Annotated in this window: 21 protein-coding genes; 15 read left to right on the forward strand and 6 right to left on the reverse strand. The window is 43.1% G+C overall.

Going from position 1 to position 22,943, the window contains the following annotated elements:
• The first annotated feature begins 219 nt into the window (after positions 1 to 219).
• Positions 220 to 582 carry a septal ring lytic transglycosylase RlpA family protein gene (locus ACT3QP_RS10280; RefSeq protein ID WP_192518505.1) on the forward strand — a complete coding sequence of 121 codons (363 nt, stop codon included), beginning with the start codon at positions 220 to 222 and terminating at the stop codon, positions 580 to 582.
• Positions 583 to 690: 108 nt separating this feature from the next.
• Here the strand turns inward: ACT3QP_RS10280 and ACT3QP_RS10285 are convergent, their stop codons facing one another.
• Positions 691 to 2,712: an ATP-binding cassette domain-containing protein gene (locus ACT3QP_RS10285; protein WP_444525414.1), complete on the reverse strand. Its 2,022-nt coding sequence runs from the start codon at positions 2,710 to 2,712 to the stop codon at positions 691 to 693.
• Positions 2,713 to 3,137: 425 nt separating this feature from the next.
• On the opposite strand from ACT3QP_RS10285, the gene erpA reads away from it, so the two are divergent.
• The 8 genes from erpA (at position 3,138) to ACT3QP_RS10325 (ending at position 11,647) form a co-directional block, all read left to right on the forward strand.
• Positions 3,138 to 3,518: an iron-sulfur cluster insertion protein ErpA gene (gene erpA, locus ACT3QP_RS10290; protein WP_444525415.1), complete on the forward strand. Its 381-nt coding sequence runs from the start codon at positions 3,138 to 3,140 to the stop codon at positions 3,516 to 3,518.
• A 342-nt stretch (positions 3,519 to 3,860) separates the two neighbouring features.
• Positions 3,861 to 5,435: a glutamate--cysteine ligase gene (gene gshA, locus ACT3QP_RS10295; RefSeq protein WP_444525416.1), complete on the forward strand. Its 1,575-nt coding sequence runs from the start codon at positions 3,861 to 3,863 to the stop codon at positions 5,433 to 5,435.
• Positions 5,436 to 5,490: 55 nt separating this feature from the next.
• On the forward strand, positions 5,491 to 6,018 hold the full coding sequence (locus tag ACT3QP_RS10300) for a disulfide bond formation protein B (protein ID WP_444525417.1): 528 nt from the start codon (positions 5,491 to 5,493) through the stop codon (positions 6,016 to 6,018).
• 390 nt (positions 6,019 to 6,408) lie between these two features.
• The gene (locus tag ACT3QP_RS10305; RefSeq protein WP_444525418.1) at positions 6,409 to 7,122 is read left to right on the forward strand and encodes a copper resistance protein NlpE N-terminal domain-containing protein; all 714 of its coding nucleotides are present in this window, start codon (positions 6,409 to 6,411) and stop codon (positions 7,120 to 7,122) included.
• Positions 7,123 to 7,424: 302 nt separating this feature from the next.
• A complete protein-coding gene (mpl, locus tag ACT3QP_RS10310) occupies positions 7,425 to 8,894 on the forward strand; it encodes a UDP-N-acetylmuramate:L-alanyl-gamma-D-glutamyl-meso-diaminopimelate ligase (protein WP_444525419.1) in 1,470 nt (489 codons plus the stop codon).
• A 324-nt stretch (positions 8,895 to 9,218) separates the two neighbouring features.
• Positions 9,219 to 9,473 (forward strand): GlsB/YeaQ/YmgE family stress response membrane protein, encoded by a 255-nt coding sequence (locus ACT3QP_RS10315; RefSeq protein ID WP_444525420.1) that lies wholly within the window; start codon positions 9,219 to 9,221, stop codon positions 9,471 to 9,473.
• A 233-nt stretch (positions 9,474 to 9,706) separates the two neighbouring features.
• Positions 9,707 to 10,261, forward strand: coding sequence for a peptide deformylase (def, locus tag ACT3QP_RS10320; RefSeq protein WP_444525421.1), 555 nt, complete (start codon positions 9,707 to 9,709; stop codon positions 10,259 to 10,261).
• Positions 10,262 to 10,471: 210 nt separating this feature from the next.
• Entirely contained in the window at positions 10,472 to 11,647 is a 1,176-nt protein-coding gene (locus tag ACT3QP_RS10325; protein WP_444525430.1) for a type III PLP-dependent enzyme, read from the forward strand.
• 109 nt (positions 11,648 to 11,756) lie between these two features.
• Here the strand turns inward: ACT3QP_RS10325 and ACT3QP_RS10330 are convergent, their stop codons facing one another.
• The 3 genes from ACT3QP_RS10330 to dnaJ all read right to left on the reverse strand — a co-directional run bounded on the left by ACT3QP_RS10330 (position 11,757) and on the right by dnaJ (position 15,037).
• Positions 11,757 to 12,650 carry a hypothetical protein gene (locus ACT3QP_RS10330; protein ID WP_444525422.1) on the reverse strand — a complete coding sequence of 298 codons (894 nt, stop codon included), beginning with the start codon at positions 12,648 to 12,650 and terminating at the stop codon, positions 11,757 to 11,759.
• A 231-nt stretch (positions 12,651 to 12,881) separates the two neighbouring features.
• On the reverse strand, positions 12,882 to 13,712 hold the full coding sequence (dapB, locus tag ACT3QP_RS10335; protein ID WP_444525423.1) for a 4-hydroxy-tetrahydrodipicolinate reductase: 831 nt from the start codon (positions 13,710 to 13,712) through the stop codon (positions 12,882 to 12,884).
• Positions 13,713 to 13,897: 185 nt separating this feature from the next.
• Positions 13,898 to 15,037 carry a molecular chaperone DnaJ gene (gene dnaJ, locus ACT3QP_RS10340; RefSeq protein WP_444525424.1) on the reverse strand — a complete coding sequence of 380 codons (1,140 nt, stop codon included), beginning with the start codon at positions 15,035 to 15,037 and terminating at the stop codon, positions 13,898 to 13,900.
• 454 nt (positions 15,038 to 15,491) lie between these two features.
• Between dnaJ and ACT3QP_RS10345 the strand changes: the two genes are divergently transcribed.
• Together ACT3QP_RS10345 and ACT3QP_RS10350 are read left to right on the forward strand one after the other, a co-directional pair.
• Positions 15,492 to 16,142, forward strand: a complete 651-nt coding sequence (locus tag ACT3QP_RS10345; protein WP_444525425.1) for a DUF2939 domain-containing protein — start codon at positions 15,492 to 15,494, stop codon at positions 16,140 to 16,142.
• 167 nt (positions 16,143 to 16,309) lie between these two features.
• Complete coding sequence (locus ACT3QP_RS10350; RefSeq protein WP_444525431.1) at positions 16,310 to 17,302, forward strand: homocysteine S-methyltransferase family protein; 993 nt, start codon at positions 16,310 to 16,312, stop codon at positions 17,300 to 17,302.
• A 28-nt stretch (positions 17,303 to 17,330) separates the two neighbouring features.
• Here ACT3QP_RS10350 and ACT3QP_RS10355 read toward each other — a convergent pair whose 3' ends face one another.
• A complete protein-coding gene (locus ACT3QP_RS10355; RefSeq protein ID WP_444525426.1) occupies positions 17,331 to 18,434 on the reverse strand; it encodes a disulfide isomerase DsbC N-terminal domain-containing protein in 1,104 nt (367 codons plus the stop codon).
• Between the two features lie 566 nt (positions 18,435 to 19,000).
• Entirely contained in the window at positions 19,001 to 19,705 is a 705-nt protein-coding gene (locus ACT3QP_RS10360; protein WP_444525427.1) for a pseudouridine synthase, read from the reverse strand.
• Between the two features lie 198 nt (positions 19,706 to 19,903).
• On the opposite strand from ACT3QP_RS10360, the gene ACT3QP_RS10365 reads away from it, so the two are divergent.
• The 4 genes from ACT3QP_RS10365 to ACT3QP_RS10380 all read left to right on the forward strand — a co-directional run bounded on the left by ACT3QP_RS10365 (position 19,904) and on the right by ACT3QP_RS10380 (position 22,898).
• Positions 19,904 to 20,497, forward strand: a complete 594-nt coding sequence (locus tag ACT3QP_RS10365) for a YigZ family protein (RefSeq protein WP_444525428.1) — start codon at positions 19,904 to 19,906, stop codon at positions 20,495 to 20,497.
• A 155-nt stretch (positions 20,498 to 20,652) separates the two neighbouring features.
• On the forward strand, positions 20,653 to 21,756 hold the full coding sequence (locus tag ACT3QP_RS10370; RefSeq protein WP_444525429.1) for a YheT family hydrolase: 1,104 nt from the start codon (positions 20,653 to 20,655) through the stop codon (positions 21,754 to 21,756).
• Between the two features lie 58 nt (positions 21,757 to 21,814).
• On the forward strand, positions 21,815 to 22,357 hold the full coding sequence (locus ACT3QP_RS10375) for an acyl-CoA thioesterase (protein ID WP_192518489.1): 543 nt from the start codon (positions 21,815 to 21,817) through the stop codon (positions 22,355 to 22,357).
• Positions 22,358 to 22,523: 166 nt separating this feature from the next.
• Positions 22,524 to 22,898 carry a DsrE family protein gene (locus ACT3QP_RS10380; RefSeq protein ID WP_192518488.1) on the forward strand — a complete coding sequence of 125 codons (375 nt, stop codon included), beginning with the start codon at positions 22,524 to 22,526 and terminating at the stop codon, positions 22,896 to 22,898.
• Positions 22,899 to 22,943: the final 45 nt, after the last annotated feature.

A 22,943-nucleotide genomic window follows, 5' to 3' on the forward strand; every position in this document is an offset into this window, starting at 1 on the left:
AAATTATTTACTTTTAACGTAAGAGCAGTAAATGAAAATCACTTATATTAGTAACCTGAAACATATTATAAAATAGACTGAACTCGTGTTTTTTTACAAAATGGTAAGGACGTGGCAAGCTATTTATTGTAAAATATCTATATTATTCATACTCATAGGGAGTACGGATAACATAGGCAAGAGTACCTGTCTATTTTATAAATTGCTTAAAGGTATTAAATGTCTTATTTAATCAGGTCTTTGGTTATCACTTTGTCACTACTACTTAGTACCACTGTTTTTGCTGGCAATACCAGTTATTACGGCAGCAAATTTCACGGTAAACGTACCGCTAGTGGCAGTATCTTCGACATGAACTCATTAACTGCTGCACATCGCACGTTACCGTTCGGCACCAAAGTCCAAGTAACTAACCAAAAGACAAAGCAGAGTGTTATTGTAAAAATTACAGATAGAGGGCCTTTTATTCGAGGTCGTATTCTTGATTTATCAAAAGCCGCTGCTGGTCAAATAAACTGTCAGTTGTGTACAACGACAATGGAAATATTATCTTATGGTGATGGTAAGTACCGTAAGGAATAATGTAATAAAAAGGGAGGGCGATTGCCCTCCCTTTTTTATAACTACCTTTACAAATATCGTTATCAGCTAAAAATAGCTTAACAAACAATATCTACTAAGCCACATCATCTACTCAAGGCCAGCTTCCATTTCCTCTAACGTCGTCATCGATAATAATAATTTTTCTTCATTATCACTATGTTGCTGTTGTAGTGCTGTTTGCTCATTGAGCAGAACAAGCAAATCTGACTTCCGGCTTTCTTCATACAATGTTGTATCCGCCAACTTTTCTTCAAGTACCGCTAGCTGCTTATCAATTTTAGCCAATGATTTTTCTGTACTCTCAATATCACGGCGTATCGGAGCGGTTAGCTTGCGTTGTTCAGCAGCCTGTTTACGCTGGGCATCTTTGCTAAGTGCAGGCTCAGCATTTTTATTCTTTGATGGTGCAGTAGACGCTTTATTGCCTACTTGACTATCAGTTGTTTCACGTGAAACAAACCTTTTACTCTCTTTTTTACTTTTTTTCTTACCTGTGTTTTTATCTTGTGCGTTTTCCTGCTTACGCTTTTCAGCGAGCCATTTACCATAGTCTCCGATATCGCCATCAAACTCTTCGATAATACCGTCATGTACCAAGTACAGCTCATCACAGACGTTGGCAATCAATTCACGATCATGCGAAACCAATACCACTGCCCCTTCAAAGCCTTGTAGTGCGATGGTCAATGCTTGACGCATTTGTAAGTCTAAATGGTTGGTTGGCTCATCAAGCACCAGAACGTTCGGACGTTGCCAAACAATCAACGCTAGCGTCAAACGCGCACGCTCACCACCTGAGAACAGCTCGCTTGGGGTATCAATGCGATCACCACGGAAATCAAAACTGCCCAAAAATGAACGTAGTATCGCATCCGAAGTCTTACCCGCTAGGCGACGCATCATCTCTATCGGTGTGGCCTTTGCGTCTAAGATGTCCATTTGATGCTGGTTAAAATAGCCTAATTTCAGCGTATCAGATACTCGATACGTGCCTGTTAATATGCCAAGCTCGCCAACCAATGCCTTAATCAGTGTTGATTTACCTGCACCATTCATACCGAGTAAACCCAGACGCGTATCGGGAGTCACCTGCACATTGGCATTGTGCAGCAGTGGTACGTCGCTATAACCAATGTCTGCTTTTGTCAGCTCAATCAGCGGTGAGCTCATATTTGCTGGCTCATAAAAACGGAAGGAGAAAGGGTTTTCTGCCATCATTGGTGACAGCTCCGCCATACGCTCAAGCTGCTTAATACGACTCTGAGCTTGCTTGGCCTTACTGGCTTTCGCACGGAAACGACGAATAAAGTCATCCAAATGTGCCTTAGTCGCTTCTTGCTTCTCAAACGCTTGCTGCTGCTGTGCCATACGCTCATGACGCGTACGAATGAACTGCTGGTAGTTACCTGTGTAGAGCGTGATTTTTTGTTGTTCCACATGAAGGATATGACCAACCGTCGCATCCAAGAATGCCTGATCATGCGAGATGACAATCACCAGACCCATATATGCATTGATCCAAGTCTCTAGCCAAAGAATCGCATCCAAATCCAAATGGTTGGTTGGCTCATCGAGTAACATAAGGTCAGCGCGGCTCATCAATGTTTTGGCAAGGTTTAGACGCATGCGCCAGCCACCTGAGAAACCTTCTACTGGTAGCTCATGCTGGTTAGTATTAAAACCCAGTCCCGCCATAATTTGAGCGGCTTTGGTCGGTGTGCGATAGCCATCAATTTCATCAAATTGCTGATGCAATATGCCAATCTGCTCATCACTGACACTGTTCAAATCATTTAACGCGGCATTAATCTCATACCACTGTTCATCGCCACTTAATACATAGTCAACCGCTGTCTGCTTGGTTGCGCCCACTTCCTGTGCCATGTGTGCCACGTGCCAGCTATCAGGAATACTTACTTCGCCCCTATCAAGAGTGACTTCGGTATCGCCCGTACCCATTTGCGTCAGTAATAAAGCAAACAAGGTGGATTTGCCAGTGCCATTATTGCCTGTTAAGCCAACTTTGTGACCCGGATGTAGCTGAAAGCTTGCACCGGCAAACAATTCACGACCATCACGGCGAACACCAACGTCTTTAAATTCGATCATATAATTTCTTCATCTCAACAGTAATATAAAATATAAGGCAATAAGAAAAACACACATCTGGCATGTTAACTGCCGGCTATTATTTCAAACGCTTGCCCGATAGGCAAACGATTAAATAACTATTTCAAAACTAAGTATTTATTCATTCATTAAAAGCCAATTCTGATGCATTAAATTCAGTGAGTGACATCACTCTTGACAAACGAATCAATAGCCCCATTATGATATACTGCTATAAAATAAGTACCAACCATATGCTCAACCATTTTGACGGCACCAATATTGTATTTATAATGTGTTAACAGCCTTGCCATAATGACAGCACCCAATTAAATCAAACGCCGTACGTATCTTTATTTGCAACCATTCCATTGCAAACCTGTACAGGACGACGACCGCATTTGATCCTAGCAACTGAGGTAGATATGAACGAATCAGCCAATCAATTTAGTCCAAGCGCCAGCCAGCCTGTAGATCCAACTGTATTGAGCCTAACGGATAGTGCTGCGCAAAAAGTACGTCGCTTACGTGAAGAAGAAGGCGATAACAACCTTATGCTGCGTGTCTATGTGACTGGCGGTGGCTGTTCAGGGTTTTCTTATGGCTTCAATTTTGCCAATGAGCTGAACGAAGATGATGCTAATTTTGACAATGATGATGTGACCTTAGTCGTTGACTCACTTAGCTATCAATACCTACAGGGCTCTACCGTTGATTATACCGAAGGCTTAGAAGGTGCGCGTTTTGTCGTGACCAACCCAAATGCTACCACCACTTGTGGCTGTGGCTCATCCTTTTCTATTTGAGTTAACCGCACACATAACTCTTGATCAAAACATCCAAGTCGTTGGCTACAGCGATGATCAATAGCTGAACGTTGCATATCAAAAGCATCTATCTGCTAGGTAGATGTTTTTTATTTACAGAAGGCTTTAATCAAAGACTGCTCACAAATAATGCGGCCTAAATTTCCGCTAATATTCAGACAGACAAGCCATTGTAAAGCTTATCGTATTTGTAATTGTCCGTGGTTTTCAAGGCTGCTTTGAGCTAAACTGACGGAACTATTAATCCAATATTTACCTCTTTTATGGTCAAACGCTAGTCGTGTTTTGAACCACCATAATGAATAACAATAGATGACTATTATGACTAATTTTGTGAGTAGCTTTGTTAACTTTGAAATTCCTAACTGGTTTGATAGCAAGCATTTAACAGGCATGCTCCGTGGTATCGAAAAAGAAGGACTGCGCGTCAAGCCTGATGGCTACTTGGCTCAAACACCGCATCCGGCCAAACTCGGATCAAAACTCACACACCCGTTTATCACCACCGATTATTCAGAAAGCCTACTTGAGCTTATTACTGATCCCAAAACCTCACCAAAAGAAACGCTTAACATGCTGCGTCAATTACACGTACTGGTATATCAAGCAATGCCAGAAGGTGAGCTAATGTGGCCATTGTCTATGCCATGTATGCTGTCCTCAAATGACGAAGACATTCCACTGGCGGATTATGGTAGCTCTAATACTGGTAAGCTTAAAACGCTATATCGTAGCGGGCTAGGTATTCGTTATGGTCGCCGTATGCAAACCATCGCAGGGCTACACTATAATTTGTCTTTTGGTGATGAATTGTTCGAAACATGGCAAGCTGAAACACCTACTACGCAAATCCAAACACTGCAAGAATTCAAAAATGAAAAATACCTCGGACTTATCCGGAATTTTAAGCGACTGACCAGTCTTGTGCTTTATTTACTGGGTGCTAGCCCAAGTGTTTGTCCTTGTTTTTTAGCAGGGCGTGAACATGACTTGGAACGCATGAACGACTCAACCTACTATAGACCTGCAGCTACTAGCTTACGTATGGGTAAGCTTGGTTATACCAATAGTGTACAAGAGCAGCTCGATATCCGTTACAACTATCTGCCAGAATATGTTGCGGGATTGCGCCGCGCGATTCAGACGCCACATGACAGCTTTGAAAAGCTAGGGTTAGATGATTCTGATGGCAACCCCGTCCAAATCAACAACCATATTTTACAAATAGAAAATGAATACTATAGCCCTATCCGACCAAAACAAATCGCGATGAGCGGTGAGACCCCAACCGAAGCACTTGAGCGTCGTGGTATTGCCTATGTTGAGTTCCGTGCCATTGATTTGGACCCTTATAGTGATGTAGGTATTCGCCTGTCTAGTGCGTGCTTCTTAGAAGTTATGGCGCTGTACTGTCTACTCAGCGACTCTCCTGATCTGCTACCTGAAGAAGATGAAGAACTGGCTATCAATCTTGAGCGTGTAGTCAATGAAGGTCGTCGTAAGGATCTACAGATTATCAATAATGGCGAAGAACGGTTACTTGAGGATTGGATGCTGACACACCTAGAGCGCATGCAACCACTTGCTGCACTACTTGACGCACATTATGGTGGCAACGACTACCGTACTGCCGTTGCCCTAATGCAAGGCAAAGCTGGACATTCTGAGGCAACCATCTCTGCACAAGTAAACTCTGATAGTCAGCGTTTGGGTAGCTTATGGCAACTGGGTTTTACCTTAGCACAGCAGCATCGTAAGTCTTTATTACAGCAAACGCTCAGTCCAAATACCCAGGCCAAATACGAAGTGCTCGCAGAAAAATCGATACTCCAACAAGCAGATATCGAAAAAGCAGAAACAGAAGACTTTATGCAATTTTTGCAACAATATCGCTAATTTTTGATTACTATTTAATGTCTATAGATGACTAATTGATAAGAGTAACTGCCCGATGCTAAAGCTAACCACTTACCGTAACTTGCAAGTATTTTTGGTAATAATGAGTATAGTAGGAATGAGTTTTGCGCTGTTCTTTTTACAGCGCTATTTAGGATTCTCACCTTGTCCACTTTGTATTTTCCAACGTATTGGCCTGATCATAATGGGCTGCTTTGCTCTGATGTCAGCATTGTTTAATCCAAAATCTAAAGTGATAAGACTGCTATTGTGGCTTGGCAGTGTGGCGGGTATTGGTTGGTCTACTGCTGTAGCCGCACGCCATGTCTGGCTACAGCACTTACCTGCCGACCAAGTGCCTTCTTGTGGCCCTGGTCTAGATTACTGGTTAGACACCTTGCCAATACTGCAAGTGTTCAAAGAAGTTTTTGCAGGCTCTGGCGAATGCGCTTTAGTTGACTGGACATTTATAGGATTGAGTATTCCTGAGCAATCTTTGATTTTATTTAGCATACTATTAGCCGTACATGGACTGATATTATGGCGTATCGTTCGACCAAGCACCAATAACCGTCTTGCGTAATAGACAGTTATGACATGTTGAACATGTCACCATGGCATTGACAGTGACTATTTTTTGGTAGCACAACGTTAGAAATAGAGGCTTAGAATAAACTAAGCCTCTATTTCTAACTATAAAACAGCGGAAAATAGTCCTGTCCCTGCAAGCTAACTTTCCTGATTTATCAAATCTTCAATACCTCATGCCACCCTCTTTTGCATAAAACCGCCATAACAAAAATTCTACAGAGATATTCTCAATCTTTGCTATCTTGACACTGCTTATTTGATTTTTTGATTAATCAATACAACCAATATTATTCAACAGAATTAAATCAACCAGTGCTATCCCGTGCAAACTGAATGATTTTGACACTTATACCTTCCGTTATCTGTCATTTTTGACAATAAAATGACATTATCGATAGTGTGGATAATCTTTAGAAATATTATCGACAAACTGTTTTTTTTTGGTGTGACCATGATGTACTTTGCGTCTACTTGCTCTACCACACTGACTGTCATCAAACGCTATAGTCGGTCTTTGCTAGCGATCTCTATCTGCATCACCCTTATTGGTTGTGATAATGCTGCGCCCAATGATCATAAGGACTTGGCAACGCAAGTTACACCTATTGATAGTGCCGTATCTTCTAACTCAGAGAATACCAAAAACAATCTACAAGATAATGATGATCGTTTATTTAGTGGTGATGACGAGTCTAATGAAGTAGTAGAAGGACAGTCATTAATTGCAGCAGCTCAACCGAGAAACGAAGCACTGACATCTGGGTCACAAACGAACGATGAAGCACGCAGTAATATACTACAAGCCACGCTAATGGGCGACTACGGCGGCATGGTGCCTTGCGCGTCTTGTGACAGTGTCGATATCACACTAAACTTATTTGCTGATGGCTCAGTGCTAAAAACCAGTATTTATAATAACCCTGACACGCCACATGCGCCACTTTCTGAGTCTGGTATTTATCGTCAAGACAACAATAATATTACGATTGTCTACGAAGATAAAAATATTGAGACGTATCATATTCAAGACAATCATCTTATCTTAATAAACAAAGACAAAAGCCCTAATAATGACTATACCTTGTCACGCAAATAAAAAATATACAACGAGTCAAACATAAATACCATCAGATAAAAAACTCAGACACCGTGTACCGTAGCAAACAACGCCTACTCTTAGGGCGTTTTTTATTGGTCATCTAATGGGCTTTACTTTACAATGAGTGACTGTTTGCCGCATTGATATTTTGACAACCGCTTGCTATTTCTGCGACAGAAGGTCGTTTGCATGACCATAACCACGTGGGTCTGTTCTATCATGAACAGCCATATATTGCGGCTAGACTCACAGATAACTCTTTATTTTATTCTTTTAATTTAAGCTCGTACGGAACGTCTATGCATATTCATATTCTTGGTATTTGTGGTACTTTTATGGGCTCGCTAGCCTTACTGGCGCGAGAGCTTGGACATACCGTCACTGGCTCCGATGCCAATGTTTACCCACCCATGTCCACCCAACTCGAAAATGCAGGCGTCACTATTGCAGAAGGCTACCTAATAGAACATTTGCAACCAGCGCCAGATTTGGTCGTCGTTGGTAACGCGATGAAACGCGGTATGGATGTGATCGAATACATGCTAGACACAGGACTGCGTTATACCTCAGGTCCACAGTTTTTATCGGAGCAAGTACTACAATCTCGCCACGTAATAGCCGTTGCCGGTACTCATGGTAAGACGACAACAACGACAATGCTTGCGTGGATATTGCACTATGCTGGTATCGATACTGGGTTTTTGATTGGTGGTGTGCCATTGGTCAATACAACTGATGAGCGTCTACAGCAAGTTTTTGCGCACAGCAGCTATTTGGGTGCAGAAGCAAACAGCGATGACAGCGCAAATAGAGGATATTTCGTCATTGAAGCGGACGAATACGACTCTGCGTTTTTTGATAAGCGTTCAAAATTCGTCCATTATCGCCCGCGCACAGCTATCTTAAACAATCTTGAATTTGATCATGCCGATATTTTTGCTGATCTCAATGCCATTCAGACTCAGTTTCATCACATGGTACGTATGATTCCAAGCACTGGACAAATCATCATGCCAGCAGCGACTGCCAGTTTAGAAGACACGTTGGCGAAAGGGGTTTGGACGCCTGTTTGGCGCACGTCAGTGGTTGATAAGAGCGCAGCTGACAACCTTGTAAATAATAGCGATTGGCAAGCTGAGCTTATTAGCGAAGACGGTAGTCAATTTAAAGTGAGCTTCAGTGAAGATAATGATTCTATCGGCACTGTTAACTGGGCAATGAGTGGCATCCATAATGTCAATAACGCTCTAGTTGCTGTAGCAGCTGCTTATGATGTTGGCGTTAGTGTCTCCACGGCTTGTGAAGCATTATCTGCATTTGCTGGTATCAAACGTCGCATGGAGCTAATCGGTGATGTAAATGATATCTTAGTTTTCGATGATTTTGCACACCACCCGACTGCCATCACCACGACTTTAGACGGTGCCAAAAAGAAACTGGCTGATAGACGGATTTGGGCCATCATCGAACCACGTAGTAATACGATGAAAATGGGCATTCACCAAGATAGCCTAGCTGAATCTGCTTCGCTTGCTGATCACACGCTATGGTATGAGCCTACTGGTCTAGAATGGGGCTTAAAGGACGTCATCGAGCAAGCCAATGTCACCAACCCTAATATCAGCAACCAACAAGTTCTGACTAGCACTGATGACATCATCGAACATATCAGCACGCATGCTCAAGCAGGTGATGCGATTGTAATCATGTCTAATGGTGGCTTTGAAGGCATTCATCAACGTCTATTAATGGCTCTACATAATAAGTAGCTGGACTGGATACAGGTCTAATTTTATTAAAATACAAGCGTGGCACCGTGATCAACGAGCCACGCTTTTTTGGTTTTAATAAACATCAATTACGGCGAACGTTTGCGACTTTACTACCTTTGTAACCTTTCATTTACCTAGCCTACCTGCATATTAGCAATATCGATAGTTTTCCTCACATAGCTCATACATTGGTAACATTTTGCGCTTACCTTTACACCTATACAGTGCTTACAATGTACTTATTAAAATTAGTAACTACTATGGTCGCATTGACTATAAGCGTTGCTACAACTATAAATGATAATAAATTAGGAGAATAAAATGGGCTTTATTTGGATGATTATCGTAGGTTTAGTCGCAGGTTTATTAGCACGTGCCATCAAGCCAGGCAGCGACCCTATGGGTTGGATTATGACTATCATACTAGGTATCGTTGGTGCTCTAGTGGGTGGATGGCTTGCAAAATTATTTGGTATAAATGCTGATGGTGGATTCGTTGGTCTGATATTCTCAGTTATCGGTGCGATTATTTTGTTGTTTGGGTATGAGATGCTCACCAGCAAACGTCGCGCATAATCGAGTCACATATAATGACTTGTTTTTGAGTGATCGTATACTTGAATAACTATAAGACAAAAGAAAAGCCTTGCTGATTGCGAGGCTTTTGTCTATCTGGGTAGAAGTACTGACCTAAGTTTTCAGATTAATGAAAGGTGATCATTAAGGGAAAGTATTGATAAACATTACTTTTGCCCCCATTTATCTTATAATACCAACCCTATTTTATCCTTATCATTGAGGTAAGCGTTATGGCATTACTCCCTATATTAAATTATCCAGACCCACGCCTGCGCACACTTGCCAAGCCTGTAAAGGAAGTGACGGCTGAAATAAAAACCTTAATCGCTGACATGATTGAGACGATGTACGATGCTCAAGGTATTGGTCTGGCTGCCAGTCAGGTAGATCATCATATTCAACTTATCGTTATGGATTTATCTGAAGATAAAAATAGTCCTAGAGTTTTCATAAACCCGAAGGTGACGCCACTAGTAGAAGAGAAGCAACCGTATGAAGAAGGTTGTTTATCAGTTCCTGAGGTTTATGATAGCGTTGAACGTCCAAATAAAGTACGTATTGAGGCATTAGATGAGAATGGCGAAAAAATTGACGAAGAAGTAGAAGGCTTACTCGCAGTATGTATTCAACATGAAATGGATCACCTAAACGGGGTTATATTCGTTGATTACTTATCGCGTTTAAAGCAAACCCGTGCCCGTGATAAAGTTCGTAAAGTTGTAAAAATACGTGAAAAACAAATGGAAGCACAGACTGAAAAACAACCGCAATCGAGCTCTGTCTAATGCCAGTCAATGTTTAGTACCAGTTAACGCTCAATACAAATCAAAGCGTGAGACTGATGCTAAAAAAAAGGCTTGTTGATAACTTATTGATAAAAAACACACTATTAACGCCTGTTGAGCCTTCATCATTACTTAACTGGTTAAGCATGTCTCTCACTCATATATTTTCCATTGTTTCATTATATTCACTAAAGGTGTTTTCCTATGACCATGATCAAAATTGACCAATATTTTGACTCTGCCAGCTGGCAAAAATTCACCAAAGCTGCTGAAGGTCGTGAAACACCCTTTTTAATGGTAGATCTTAGCCGTATCAAGACAAAATATAATGAAATGGTTGGGTTTTTTCCTGATGCAAAAATTCATTATGCAATGAAAGCCAGTCCTGCCGTCCAAGTCATTAACCTGCTCGCCGAACTTGGCTCAAACTTTGATTGCGCCTCGATTTATGAGCTAGACCGAGTGCTGGACTGCGGCGTAGATGCATCGCGTATTTCTTACGGCAACACTATCAAAAAGGCCGATCATGTCAAATATGCATTTGATAAAGGCGTTGATCTGTATGCCACTGATTCAGAAGCTGATTTAAAAAATATCGCTAAGCATGCCCCAGGATCTAAAATATTTGTGCGTATATTGGTACAAGGGTCTGATACAGCAGAGTGGCCGCTGTCTCGTAAATTTGGTTGTCACCCTAATATGGCGATTGAGTTATTAATTCAAGCACGAGATTTGGGTTTAGTACCTTATGGCATCTCATTTCATGTGGGCAGTCAACAAAAAGACGTCGCCGCATGGGATGATGCACTAGCCAAGGTTAAATATATGTTTGACTGGATGAGAAACGAAGAAGACATCAAACTACAAATGATTAACTTGGGCGGTGGCTTTCCAGCCAACTACATCAGCGAAGTGAATCCGATAAAAGTATATGCAGAAGAAATTAAGCGTTATCTCACAGACGATTATAACGAAGATGAAATGCCTGAGATTATTTTAGAACCAGGTCGTTCGTTGGTAGGTGGCTCAGGAGTGTTAGCCAGCGATGTCATCTTAATATCACGTAAATCTAGCACAGATTTGACGCGCTGGGTTTATACCGATGTAGGATTATTCCAAGGGTTGATTGAGACACTGGGTGAAGCCATTAAGTACCCTGTTTATACACCTAAGATGGAAACCTCTACCAGTGAAGGAACTGTTGTGTTGGCAGGTCCTACCTGTGACTCAACTGATATCATGTACGAAGAAGCAGGTTATCAATTACCAGAAGAGCTAGAGATTGGCGATAAAATCTATTGGCTAACCACTGGTGCTTATACCAATTCTTACTCATCGGTTGAATTTAATGGTTTTCCACCGTTAGAAGTGATTTACCTCGACTAGTTTTTTGCTCTACTGTGCATAAAAAAGCGCGACACTGTTATGCACAGTGCCGCGCTTTTTTATGTTTGTTTAGCCGTGTCATTGATGATCAGCTATTTGAAAAATGCAGCTACTGTACTAATAGTGAAATAGGCACATTGTTATTACTATTGATTGTCTGATTACCACCATAGCTGCTACTTTGGTTTTGACTGCTTTGAGAGACTTCTCCGATAGTCACCCACTGCCCACGAGACACGATAATCGTACTGTTCAAACGTTGACCTTGAATAGCCTGATTGACAGAACCGCTGCGATTATAAGGCGAACTGAATCGCACTAGGTTTTCTTCTACTTGGGACAGTTGTATTTCGACTTGACCTGTGGGCAGCAGTCTTGGTGTTACCGCAATTCCCTGTGTCGTTGGTAGCAATACTTGCTGCTGGATAATAATCTGCGGCCTTATATTATAGCGATTGGCATGATAACTCTGTATCAGTGAATAAAGCGTGCCAGTGCTGATACTTGCCGCACTACCAGACAAGGTTTGTACTTGATATGAATTACTGCCCTGCTGCTGACGGTTACTTTGATTAATGATACCTGACCCTTGAATACCGCGATTGGTAATAATAACCTGACCTTGCTGGATACTATTTTGCGTGCTGCTATTATTGCCAACGCGCACTGAGACGGTTAAGGCTTGTGGCTGACCATCAATTTGAGTCAAGAGCTGTTGTACTGCCTGGTAATTAGCTGCTGTGGTATTCAGTACTAATTTGTCTTGATACGTTGTGACTGTGCCGCCATCACGGCTGCTGTTTAACTGCTGACGTACCGCTGGCAATAATGTGTCGCCACCATATGTATGAATGACATAGGTGTCATAAGTCGCTGCCTGTGCCATGATAGGCAAGGCCACCAGACTAGTCGCTAAGACCGTATGGCCCACGCAGCTAATATTTTTACTGGCTATAAAGGCTCTACTAACCACCTTTATTAAATTTTGTCTAAACGTATCCATGTCTATCTCCTATAGTCAGTCCTAAATAAAACAGATACAAATGTAACCATGCGATACTGGTATACATTTTCCTTGCTTGCTGTGCCTGCGCAGACAGAGGCTACGCAAAATGCACCCAGTATCGCTGTATTTATTTTATAGTGGATCGACTATAGCAGCGACTCATCATTTATTAAGATGTAATCAAGAGAGGCTGAAGAATTAATCATCCCAGCACTTACCATTTAAGCCTTAATCATTTAAACCTAACACATCCTGCATATCATACTGCCCTACTTCTTGCTCAATGATCCAAGTAGCTGCACGCACCGCACCAGCAGCAAAGGTCATACGCGCACGGGCACGATGGGTGATTTCAACCACTTCACCATCAGCGATAAACATCACGGTATGGTCACCGATGATTTCGCCACCACGAATCGCATGAATACCGATCGTACCTGCTTCACGTTCACCTGTTTGTCCTTCACGGCCATAAACGGCGACGTCTTTTAGATTCTGTCCGCGAGCCTCTGCGACGGCGTCTGCCATCATATAAGCCGTACCCGATGGTGCATCGATTTTGTGCTTATGGTGTGCTTCAATGACTTCTACGTCTGCGTCTTCACCAAAGGCTTTTGCCGCCATACCTAGTAGTTTTAATGACAAATTCACGCCAGTAGAATAATTACCAGCATAAACGATCGCAATTTTTTCACTCGCTGTAGCCAGTACTTGCTCTTGCTGCGCATTAAAACCTGTCGTGCCGATAACCATCGCGACATTATGCTCAGCACAAATCTGCATGTTTTGTTCGGTGGCATCAGGCAAGCTGAAATCAATCAGCACATCAATGTCATTCACTACGGTCTTTAAATCATCAACAATCTGCACATCTAAGCAGCCAATAGCGGCCACTTCACCAGCGTCCGCACCGACGAGGCTTGAACCTTTACGCTCTATGGCAGCATTCAAAGTGGTTTTTGGATTTTGTTGTACCGCTTCGATAAGCATACGACCCATACGACCACCAGCACCGATGACACCAACATTGATGGTTTGTTCTGTTATTTGTGAACTCATATTTTTATCCTGAATATTTTATTTTTAGTGAAACAGCTGTTACATATTATTTATGGTCAGTTTAGCAAATATCACTACCTGAGTGGTTTTTTATACAACCATTAAAAAGCCCAATAGTTTCACGTGAAACTATTGGGCTTATCTAGATACTCGTTTTAAGTATCGCTACTTAGTAATAAACACTATTAATCAAACAACTCGCCAATCTTTTTGAAGAATGACTTTTTATGTGGCGACTGTTGATGCTTACTATCACCATCCAAGGTATCTTGGAATTGACGTAATAGGTCTTTTTGTTCACCCGTTAGATTCACTGGCGTCTCAATGATAACACGGCAAATCAAATCACCTTTCATCGTTGTACGTACTGGAGTCACGCCTTTACCACGTACACGCAGCAATTTACCACTTTGCGTACCTTCTGCAACCTTTAGCTTCACTTTGCCATCTAACGTTGGAATTTCAACCTCTTTACCCAATGCTGCATCGGTAATACTAACGGGCACATCCATATATAGATCAGCACCTTGGCGCGTAAAGACATTGTGCGCTTTAACACGGACTTCGACGTATAAATCGCCGTTTTGGACACCAGCACCGCCCGCTTCGCCTTCACCTGCGAGACGAACGCGATCACCATCATCGACACCAGCTGGAATAGAAACTTCTAGCGTACGTGATTTGTCTTTGACGCCATTACCATGGCAGTCAGGACAAGGATTCTTGATTTGCTTACCAGTGCCGCCACAATGTGGACATGTTTGCTGAACAGCAAAGAATCCTTGCTGCATACGAACTTGACCTTGGCCGTTACACGTTGGACAAGTCACAATGTCAGAGGCATTTTTTGCGCCTTTGCCATCACAAGTGTCACAAGGCGCAGGAGCCGTAAAGCTGATTTCTTTTTTACAGCCACGTACCGCTTCTTCTAACGTCAACTCGATGACATAACGTAAGTCTGAACCACGGCGCGCACGTCCACCACCGCCGCCACGCTGTTGACCAAAGATATCGCCAAAATTACCAAAGATATCGCCAAAGATATCTTGGAAATTACCACCACCTGCACCACCAAAGCCGCCACCGCCGCCCATACCATTTTCAAAGGCTGAGTGACCCATACGATCGTAGGCTGAGCGCTTTTCTTCGTCGCTCAACACCTCATAAGCCATTGAGGCTTCTTTAAATTTATCTTCTGCATCAGGGTCGTCAGAGTTACGGTCTGGATGATATTTCATGGCCAGCTTACGGTAAGCTCGCTTAATTTCCTTGCTATCAGCGGTTTTGCTGACACCTAACACTTCATAAAAATCACGCTTGCTCATGGGCTCTCCTATCGTCTTTACAGTCCACCGGCCAGTCGGTTCATGAACCTCAGTCAATCACCACCACCTAGTATCACTCACAGTTATTCATAAGGGTTTCACATGAAACACAATAAATAATCAGAAAGGATAGATGATAATGATGTGAATCCTACAGGCAAATACGGCGGGATGCTGCTTAGCCAAATCAATTATTAAAAGTTTGCGCTATTTATGGAGATGGCATGGTGATTTATCAAGCTTTCAGGGATGGAAAGTATCGTTTAAAACGATTTCGTCACTACAAAAAGGTTTTATTAAGGAATGAATAAAGCTTTTCATACCTCAATAACATTAAGCCATGCTAATATTTATCGTCCGAGTTTGTAGCCATTTATCTTAAAAATTATCGAAGCTATTAATAGCTATTAAAATTATTAAAACTTATTAAGTTTGCGACAAGGTATCGATTTTTATGAAAAAGCTGATTGTTTTATTAATCGTCATCGCAGTGGCTATCTATGCAGGTTCGCCTTATTACAGTGCATATCAGCTCAAAAATGCTTATGATGCCAACGACGGTGCAACGATTGCAGCAGCGATTGACTATGATCAAGTGCGACCCAGCATCCAAGACCAACTAACCAGCCAGTTTACGGCGACGATGACCCAATACCCTCTCGTCTCTCAATTGGGTGGTGAGGCTTTGACTAAGGCCGCCGATGACTTTATCGTCAAGGCAGTCGATGGTGCTATTACCTCAGAGAACATCGAAAAGGTCATTAGCACTCAAGGTCAAGCCAACACGGCTACTAAAGAGCTAGCCGCAGCTTGGGCCATCGCGAGCAATCAAGTTAACCTCCAAAGCTTGATTCAGAACCTTATCGCCCAGCGCGGTGATATAGATGCTGTGATCAAAACCCAAATGCAGCAAGTCATGGAAAAACAAGCGGCTGAACTGGAACAGCAAGTGGCGCAAGGCTCTGATAGTGAAAAACCTAAGCTAAGCTACTGTGGTATCAACTGCTTTACGGTTAGCGGTCAAGTCAAAGGCTATCCACTGACGATAGAGATGCAACGCAACGGCCTCATTGATTGGAAAATCGTGGACATTGTGCTGCCGTAATACACAGCATTACGATAATACATAGATGACATTGCTAGAGCATAAGACACTTTGGCTATACTGGAGTTTTTGGACTATCAAACAATTTTACAAGTGAACTTACGATGTACACTCAGATAAACTCTAAAGTAATGACTGCTCAACCTGACGCCTCACTCACAACACACATGACGATATTAGATGGTGGTATGGGACGTGAGCTTGAACGACGTGGTGCGCCTTTTCGCCAACCTGAATGGTCAGCATTGTCACTGAGCCTAGCGCCCGATAGTGTTCGTGATGTCCATCTGGACTACATAAAATCTGGTGCAGCTGTCATCACTGTTAATAGTTATGCGGTCACCCCTTATCATTTGGGAGATGCGTTTTTTACTGAAGGCGAAGCACTTATAGAAACAGCGGCAAAACTTGCCTTTGAGGCCGTACAAGCTAGCAATTCACAGACAGATAAAAGCCTTAACAGTCCGACAAATGTAAAAATCGCTGGCTGTTTACCACCGTTATTTGGCTCTTATCGACCAGATTTGTTCGACACTGAGCAAGCGCCCGCTATTGCGCAGCCACTGTTATCAGCGCAAGCAGACTATGTGGATATGTGGTTGGTAGAGACGCAAAGTAGTATCGTTGAAGCGCAAACATGGCATCAACTGATTGAGGATTTCACAGCGGCTCAAAAAGAAGCTGCATTTAAGCCCATTTGGATCTCATTCACGCTAGATGATAGTCAGTTAGATATCACTACCGATGACCATGATAGCAGTGCTGAATCCAATCGTGCGGTGAGCACACCCATGTTGCGCTCTGGTGAATCAGTAGCAGATGCCGTACAAGCCATGATGTCATTGAATGTCGACGCAATACTGTTCAATTGTAGTCAACCTGAGGTGATGAATGCAGCATTACAGACTGCGAAGGAGACAATTGATCAAGCCTCACAGCCTATGCAGCTGGGCGTCTATGCGAATGCTTTTGTCCCAAAACAAAGCCACAAACAAGCCAATGCACACCTGCGCAATATGCGTGAAGACACGACCCCTGAGCATTATCTGACTTGGGCTAAGCTTTGGCAAGATTCTGGGGCAAGCATCATCGGGGGCTGCTGTGGTATTGGTACCGAGCATATTGCGCAGCTCGCACAGCACCTTATCCAGAAGTCATGATGTTTTAGTAGTATTGAAGAAGCGTGGTTTACTCTACTCCTAAGAACTCTAAGAACTCAGGGCTCTCAAAGCTGGCTTGGTAGAGCACGCCATCCTCACGGTAAATAGCAGGCGTGGCTATGACGGCCAGTCCAGCTGCTTTTTCGCGATTAGGCGTCACATGATCGGTACTACAGCTCGCTGGTGCAGGTGTCATCTGACCCGCTAGCATTGCTTTGTCAAAAGCCTTGCGACGACTACCTTCATCAGCTTGACACCAGATACCACGCATTTGCTCAGGTGACGCTTCATATATCGGATAACCGATAACGTTGACGGTGACACCTTTTGCATTAAGCGTTGGCATCTGTTGATGCAGTCGGCGGCAGTACGGACAATTCACATCATCCGCCACATAGATGACGGCTCGTTCTTTGCTGGTCGCAGGATAGGTAATCAGTTGGCTCTTATCCAACGTCGCAAACACAGACTGGTTTTTTAGTGCTTCAAACTCTTCATCAAGCCCCACAAACTGACCATTTTCGATGACAGATATTTCGCCATCAGTGATGTACTGCGCATCATCTGATAGTAAGAAAGGCACGCCTTCTAACGTCGCCCCCCAAATTACACCAGGCACTGCGGTATAAAAGAATGGTGTTTTGGCACTCATGTTTTTCAGCGCACTCATATTAGCCAATATATCTGACTTGACGTCGGCACTGACCGGCTTGCCCAGTTGCGCACTCGTACTGCGAGCAGGCGTTTCGGTCACGACACGTTTGCTTGGGTTCTTTTGTAGCTCGCCTTGGATGACGTATTTACCATCCTCTGTGACATGTAAAGGTAACTGTCCCGCCAAATTGACTTGATACATATTGGGTAGGTTGGACGGCACAATAGAGGTAATTTGCGTTTTGATGCCTGCCTGAGTTAGCACTTGACGCAAGCGACTATCAACTGACTGGCTGACAGTACCATCTGCTGGCGTGCTTTCGGCAGTTGTATTTTGGGCATTCATACTTTGAGCACTTTTCGGATTTTGGCTCATATTCTGACTGGTGGCGTCAGGTGTACTAGGCTGAGCGCATGCCGTGGTTGCCAATAGTACGGTACTAATGAGGCTAGCAGATTTTAAGGCGGATAATTTCACAGAGACAGTCCTATCTGAGGTATGTGGAATTGACTATAGTCAATCCTCTATAAAAGAGTGACAGCGTTAACCTCGCTCGAAGTATCACATATACATCTGCACTCGGTTGCCTTGACTCTCTTTTAAACTGAATAAACTATACATTATGTAAATATATAGATTAAGGGATAAACAGACTGTAGCACAAGGACAATGATTGCAAAGTATTAAAGGCTCAATTTTGCAAAATTGCTACTCAGCTTTAAGAGATAGGCAACACATACTGCCCTGAAAATGCACGAAAAAAGCAGCACACTGTTTAGTGGCTGCTCATTTTAGACAGAAATTTTGCACGTTATTCTAAAGCTAAATCATGTTAAAGCGTAATCATTTTAAAGCGAAAGAAAGTCACGATTTAGGGTGTGTCCTCATTTTAAAAATGGTAATAAAAATGAGATAAATTGCAGTCAAACAAGGAAAATAGCGCAGATAATATCGAGATATTAGTCAGCTATTTGACGTCGCTTGGCAAGATTTAGCCATTTTTAACCCATTTAGATGGTTATCGATTGAATTGAGGAAACGCCCTAGAACTTAGCAACTTCGTCTGGTGTTAGGAAGCGACTGTCACCCTTCTCCAAACCTTCTAAATTGATATGACCAATACTGGATCGATGTAGCTCAGTTACTCGATTACCAAAGTAGCCCATCATACGTTTTACTTGATGGTACTTGCCTTGCTCTAATGTCAGGCGCGCATGCGTATCATCAATAAAATCAAGCACTGCGGGCTTGGTTTCTTCGTGATCGCCTTCTAACAAGATACCTTCCGCTACTTCTTTAACAGCATTGGCCTGAGCATCGCTATCCATTGCATCCGCTAAAGTCAGCTCATATGTTTTTGCATGCTCATGTTTAGGACTGGTCACACGATGTAGCCAACCACCGTCATCACTAATAAGCAGCGCACCAGTGGTATCGACATCGAGACGTCCGGCGATACGCAAGCTACCAAGCTCTGGTACGGCGATCAGCTCAGTGACGATTGGATATTCTTTGGCCTTTAGCGTACATTCAAACCCTTCAGGTTTATGAAGTAAGATATAACGGCTGCCAGTCGCGACCGATAATGGCTCGCCTCCCCACATTACCTCGTCATTGACGATATCAACATGCAGACCTGGGTCTTTGACGACCTGCTCGTTTACCATGACTTCACCAGCATGCATGATTTTTTTGGATTCTTTACGTGACAGCTCAGTGGCTTTACTAACAAATTTATCTAGACGCATACTATTGACTACCATCCGTTTTATGATACCGACGCCTACCTCAGTAGTAGTAATGCAAGCGCTCACATTGAGCTTGCGCACTATCTTAACGGGTAAGAAGTGGTACTATAATAAAAATTAAATGAACACTGCTCCAAATACGGACAACAGTGAAAGTAAGACAAGTTTACCATATCCAACCTATAGACCTGATGAAATATGAGCTACCAAACGCTAAAACGTACCGTCACGGCTCGCTTAGAAATTAAGAAATCTGAGTTTATTGCTTACGCTTATCCCGTGGCCTCACGCGAGGATGCAATGTTTCACGTGGAACAGCTACGCGACAAATATCCCGATGCGCGTCACCACTGTTGGGCGTATATCATTGGCGATCCAAATAACACCACCAGTGCTGGTTTTGATGATGATGGCGAGCCAAATGGCACAGCAGGACGTCCGATACTAAATGTGTTGCAGCACAAATCTATCGGCAATGTGATTATCATCGTGGTGCGTTATTTTGGTGGTATTAAACTGGGTGCAGGTGGTCTCACCCGTGCTTATGCAGGATCGGCACAAGCAGCAGTCGATCAGATGACCTTGAACGCTTATGTACCAATGGCGAAAGTGCAGATAGTGGCAGAGTTTGCCACCGAAGCGCAATGCCGTTACGTCGTCGATAGCCTGAGCGGTCGCATCGACGATGTCGCTTACAGTAAACAAGTCACCCTGACTGTGACCCTTGCTGAGGCAGATATTAATAGCTTGAAAGAACGATTGGCGATGAATGGGCGGGTGTTGGAGAAATAGTTTGAAGACACGCATTAAGCGATACGTATTTGACTGACTGATACTCAGTAGCTGACCCTGAGTAACCATGCGTTCACTCAAAATTATTGGTTTTAAACATTAGCCTCGGTATGATAAGACATTGCTTTTTAACAATAATTAAATAAGAGCCATTTATGTCAGCATCCAACTCGACCAAACCTTTCTCTCCAGCTCCTTTTAAACCGCCATTTTGGCTGACCAATCCTCATCTACAAAGCATCTTGCCCAAATTCTTTGCACCCAAAGCACCGACCTATCGCCGCGTGGTCGAAAAAGACTCATTGGACGAGAGTGATATTGCCTACGACTTTTATGATGCGCACCCTGTAGCAGAATCGACAGATGGTGAGCTTGAACAGACACCGTTAATCGTACTATTTCATGGAATGGAAGGCAGTAGTGACAGTCATTATGCTCGTGCGTTGGCGTATCAAATGCATGCCCAAGGCTGGCACTTTGTCGTCGCCCATTTTCGTAGTTGTGGCGGTATTCCTGCCAGCGGTACCGTATTTTATAATGCTGGTGATACAGATGAGGTACATCACGCGCTACAGAATTTGCGCGAGCAGTATGCCAATATCTATGCGGTTGGCGTGTCATTAGGTGGTAATGCACTGGCCAAATATATGGGCGAATATAGCGATAAGGCGCTATGTAAAGGCGCGGCTGTCATCTCCGCACCAGTCGATATGTCCTCAGCTGCCATTACGATGCATAGTTTTCTGAGTCATCGTATCTATACGCCGTATTTGCTTAATCCAATTATCAAAAAAGCACTCGCCAATGACTTGAGCAAAGATGAAATCGACGCTATCAAATCATCCAATCGCATCAGTGATTTTGATGATATTTTTACCGCGCCGCGTCATGGTTATCGCTCTAAGAACGACTATTATCATACGGCCTCCGCTCTACCATATCTAAGAAACGTTACCCAGCCACTACTACTCATTAGCGCTAAAGACGATCCATTTATCGGTTTCACTGCGACGCCAAACGATGTCTCAGATAGTGTGACTATTTTGGACACTCCGCACGGTGGTCATATCGGTTATCTGCGTTATCGTTCAGACAATGATCAGGCCAAAAATAAATCGTCTGTCACCGAAGGTAAAGAGTCTAAAACTTCAAAATTCGATATCAATTGGATACCCGAAACCGTCAGCGCTTATTTCAATTGGATTGGTGTGGCTTCTATTAGCGAACCTTCTCAGGATATAGGCTCTGACAATAAATAATCATTGTCATCAATGATAAAACAATAATGTTATCTTTTAACCCTTTTGAGAGTGCGCTATGTACCCATTTATCCGTTATGCCAGCACCATCGCTCGTGCCGCCCTAAAAACGAAAAAAGGCGATACATTAACTTTTAAAGACACCAGTGAGATTCAGTTTCGCTGCCGCTTATCTGATATCGATAATTTTTTGGAGATGAATAACGGCCGCGTATTTACGCTGTATGATTTGGGACGTATGGATTTTGCGGTACGTACTGGACTTGGCAAGCAGCTGTTAAAACAACGTTGGGGGTTGGTGATCGCGGGCAGCACCATCCAATATCGTAAGCGTATTCGCGCCTTTCAAAAAGTCACGCTAAAGACCAAAATCGTCGGTATCGATGCGCGCTGGATCTATATCGAGCAATCGATGTGGGTGAAAGGTAAACCCTGCTCCTCTGGGCTACTGCGTACGGGTGTGACCAAGGGTGGCAAAGTGATCGACCCGGCACAAGTACTGGCAGTATTAGGACAGTCTGATTGGACGATGCCTCCGACCGGTTATGTGGCCGAATGGATAGAGAGTGATGCCGACCGACCGTGGCCGCCTATCGCTTAAAATGTCTAAAATTAACGCATATATATGTAAACAGACGCCTTGTGACGACAGCGTAAAAAGAACGATACTGTTTGATAACAATACATTATACAAAAAAACATAATAACTGCTAGGATACTAGTAAGCGTATCAAAAAAAACAAATACCTTACTAGGAGCATCACGCAATGAATACTACTGATTATGTCGGCACGTTATTTGATAATAGTGAATCAAATCCAAACAAGATCACTGTCGCCTTTACTATGGCAGGTGTGGCACTGAAAAAAGGCCATTCTGCCTCAGTGATACTGATGGTGGATGCGGTACATTTGGCACTGCCCAACGCTTTGGCTGATGTGAGTATTGGTGCACCGTTTGAACCTGCTGGTGAATTGCTAGAAGCCTTTATAGAAAAAGGCGGTCAAGTATTGGTCTGCGGTGCTTGCATGAAACACAACGGCGTGGAAGAGTCAGATATTGATAAGCGTTTTGAAGTGATTAGCGGTGATGATGTGGTTGAGCTGCTGATGAATGCAAAAGGGTCTTTGCAGTTGAATTAAACAGTACGCAAAGCTAGTTAATAAAGCTATAAAATTGGGTCAGTT

It is taken from the genome of Psychrobacter sp. AOP7-B1-24 (genome assembly GCF_052376215.1).
Taxonomy (GTDB): Bacteria; Pseudomonadota; Gammaproteobacteria; order Pseudomonadales; family Moraxellaceae; genus Psychrobacter.

Bases quoted from the DNA above. Each gene is read 5' to 3' on its own strand.
- ACT3QP_RS10280 (WP_192518505.1), top strand. From the start codon at position 220: ATGTCTTATTTAATCAGGTCTTTGGTTATCACTTTGTCACTACTACTT.
- ACT3QP_RS10285 (WP_444525414.1), bottom strand. From the start codon at position 2,712: ATGATCGAATTTAAAGACGTTGGTGTTCGCCGTGATGGTCGTGAATTG.
- erpA (WP_444525415.1), top strand. From the start codon at position 3,138: ATGAACGAATCAGCCAATCAATTTAGTCCAAGCGCCAGCCAGCCTGTA.
- gshA (WP_444525416.1), top strand. From the start codon at position 3,861: ATGACTAATTTTGTGAGTAGCTTTGTTAACTTTGAAATTCCTAACTGG.
- ACT3QP_RS10300 (WP_444525417.1), top strand. From the start codon at position 5,491: ATGCTAAAGCTAACCACTTACCGTAACTTGCAAGTATTTTTGGTAATA.
- ACT3QP_RS10305 (WP_444525418.1), top strand. From the start codon at position 6,409: ATGACATTATCGATAGTGTGGATAATCTTTAGAAATATTATCGACAAA.
- mpl (WP_444525419.1), top strand. From the start codon at position 7,425: ATGCATATTCATATTCTTGGTATTTGTGGTACTTTTATGGGCTCGCTA.
- ACT3QP_RS10315 (WP_444525420.1), top strand. From the start codon at position 9,219: ATGGGCTTTATTTGGATGATTATCGTAGGTTTAGTCGCAGGTTTATTA.
- def (WP_444525421.1), top strand. From the start codon at position 9,707: ATGGCATTACTCCCTATATTAAATTATCCAGACCCACGCCTGCGCACA.
- ACT3QP_RS10325 (WP_444525430.1), top strand. From the start codon at position 10,472: ATGATCAAAATTGACCAATATTTTGACTCTGCCAGCTGGCAAAAATTC.
- ACT3QP_RS10330 (WP_444525422.1), bottom strand. From the start codon at position 12,650: ATGGATACGTTTAGACAAAATTTAATAAAGGTGGTTAGTAGAGCCTTT.
- dapB (WP_444525423.1), bottom strand. From the start codon at position 13,712: ATGAGTTCACAAATAACAGAACAAACCATCAATGTTGGTGTCATCGGT.
- dnaJ (WP_444525424.1), bottom strand. From the start codon at position 15,037: ATGAGCAAGCGTGATTTTTATGAAGTGTTAGGTGTCAGCAAAACCGCT.
- ACT3QP_RS10345 (WP_444525425.1), top strand. From the start codon at position 15,492: ATGAAAAAGCTGATTGTTTTATTAATCGTCATCGCAGTGGCTATCTAT.
- ACT3QP_RS10350 (WP_444525431.1), top strand. From the start codon at position 16,310: ATGACGATATTAGATGGTGGTATGGGACGTGAGCTTGAACGACGTGGT.
- ACT3QP_RS10360 (WP_444525427.1), bottom strand. From the start codon at position 19,705: ATGCGTCTAGATAAATTTGTTAGTAAAGCCACTGAGCTGTCACGTAAA.
- ACT3QP_RS10365 (WP_444525428.1), top strand. From the start codon at position 19,904: ATGAGCTACCAAACGCTAAAACGTACCGTCACGGCTCGCTTAGAAATT.
- ACT3QP_RS10370 (WP_444525429.1), top strand. From the start codon at position 20,653: ATGTCAGCATCCAACTCGACCAAACCTTTCTCTCCAGCTCCTTTTAAA.
- ACT3QP_RS10375 (WP_192518489.1), top strand. From the start codon at position 21,815: ATGTACCCATTTATCCGTTATGCCAGCACCATCGCTCGTGCCGCCCTA.
- ACT3QP_RS10380 (WP_192518488.1), top strand. From the start codon at position 22,524: ATGAATACTACTGATTATGTCGGCACGTTATTTGATAATAGTGAATCA.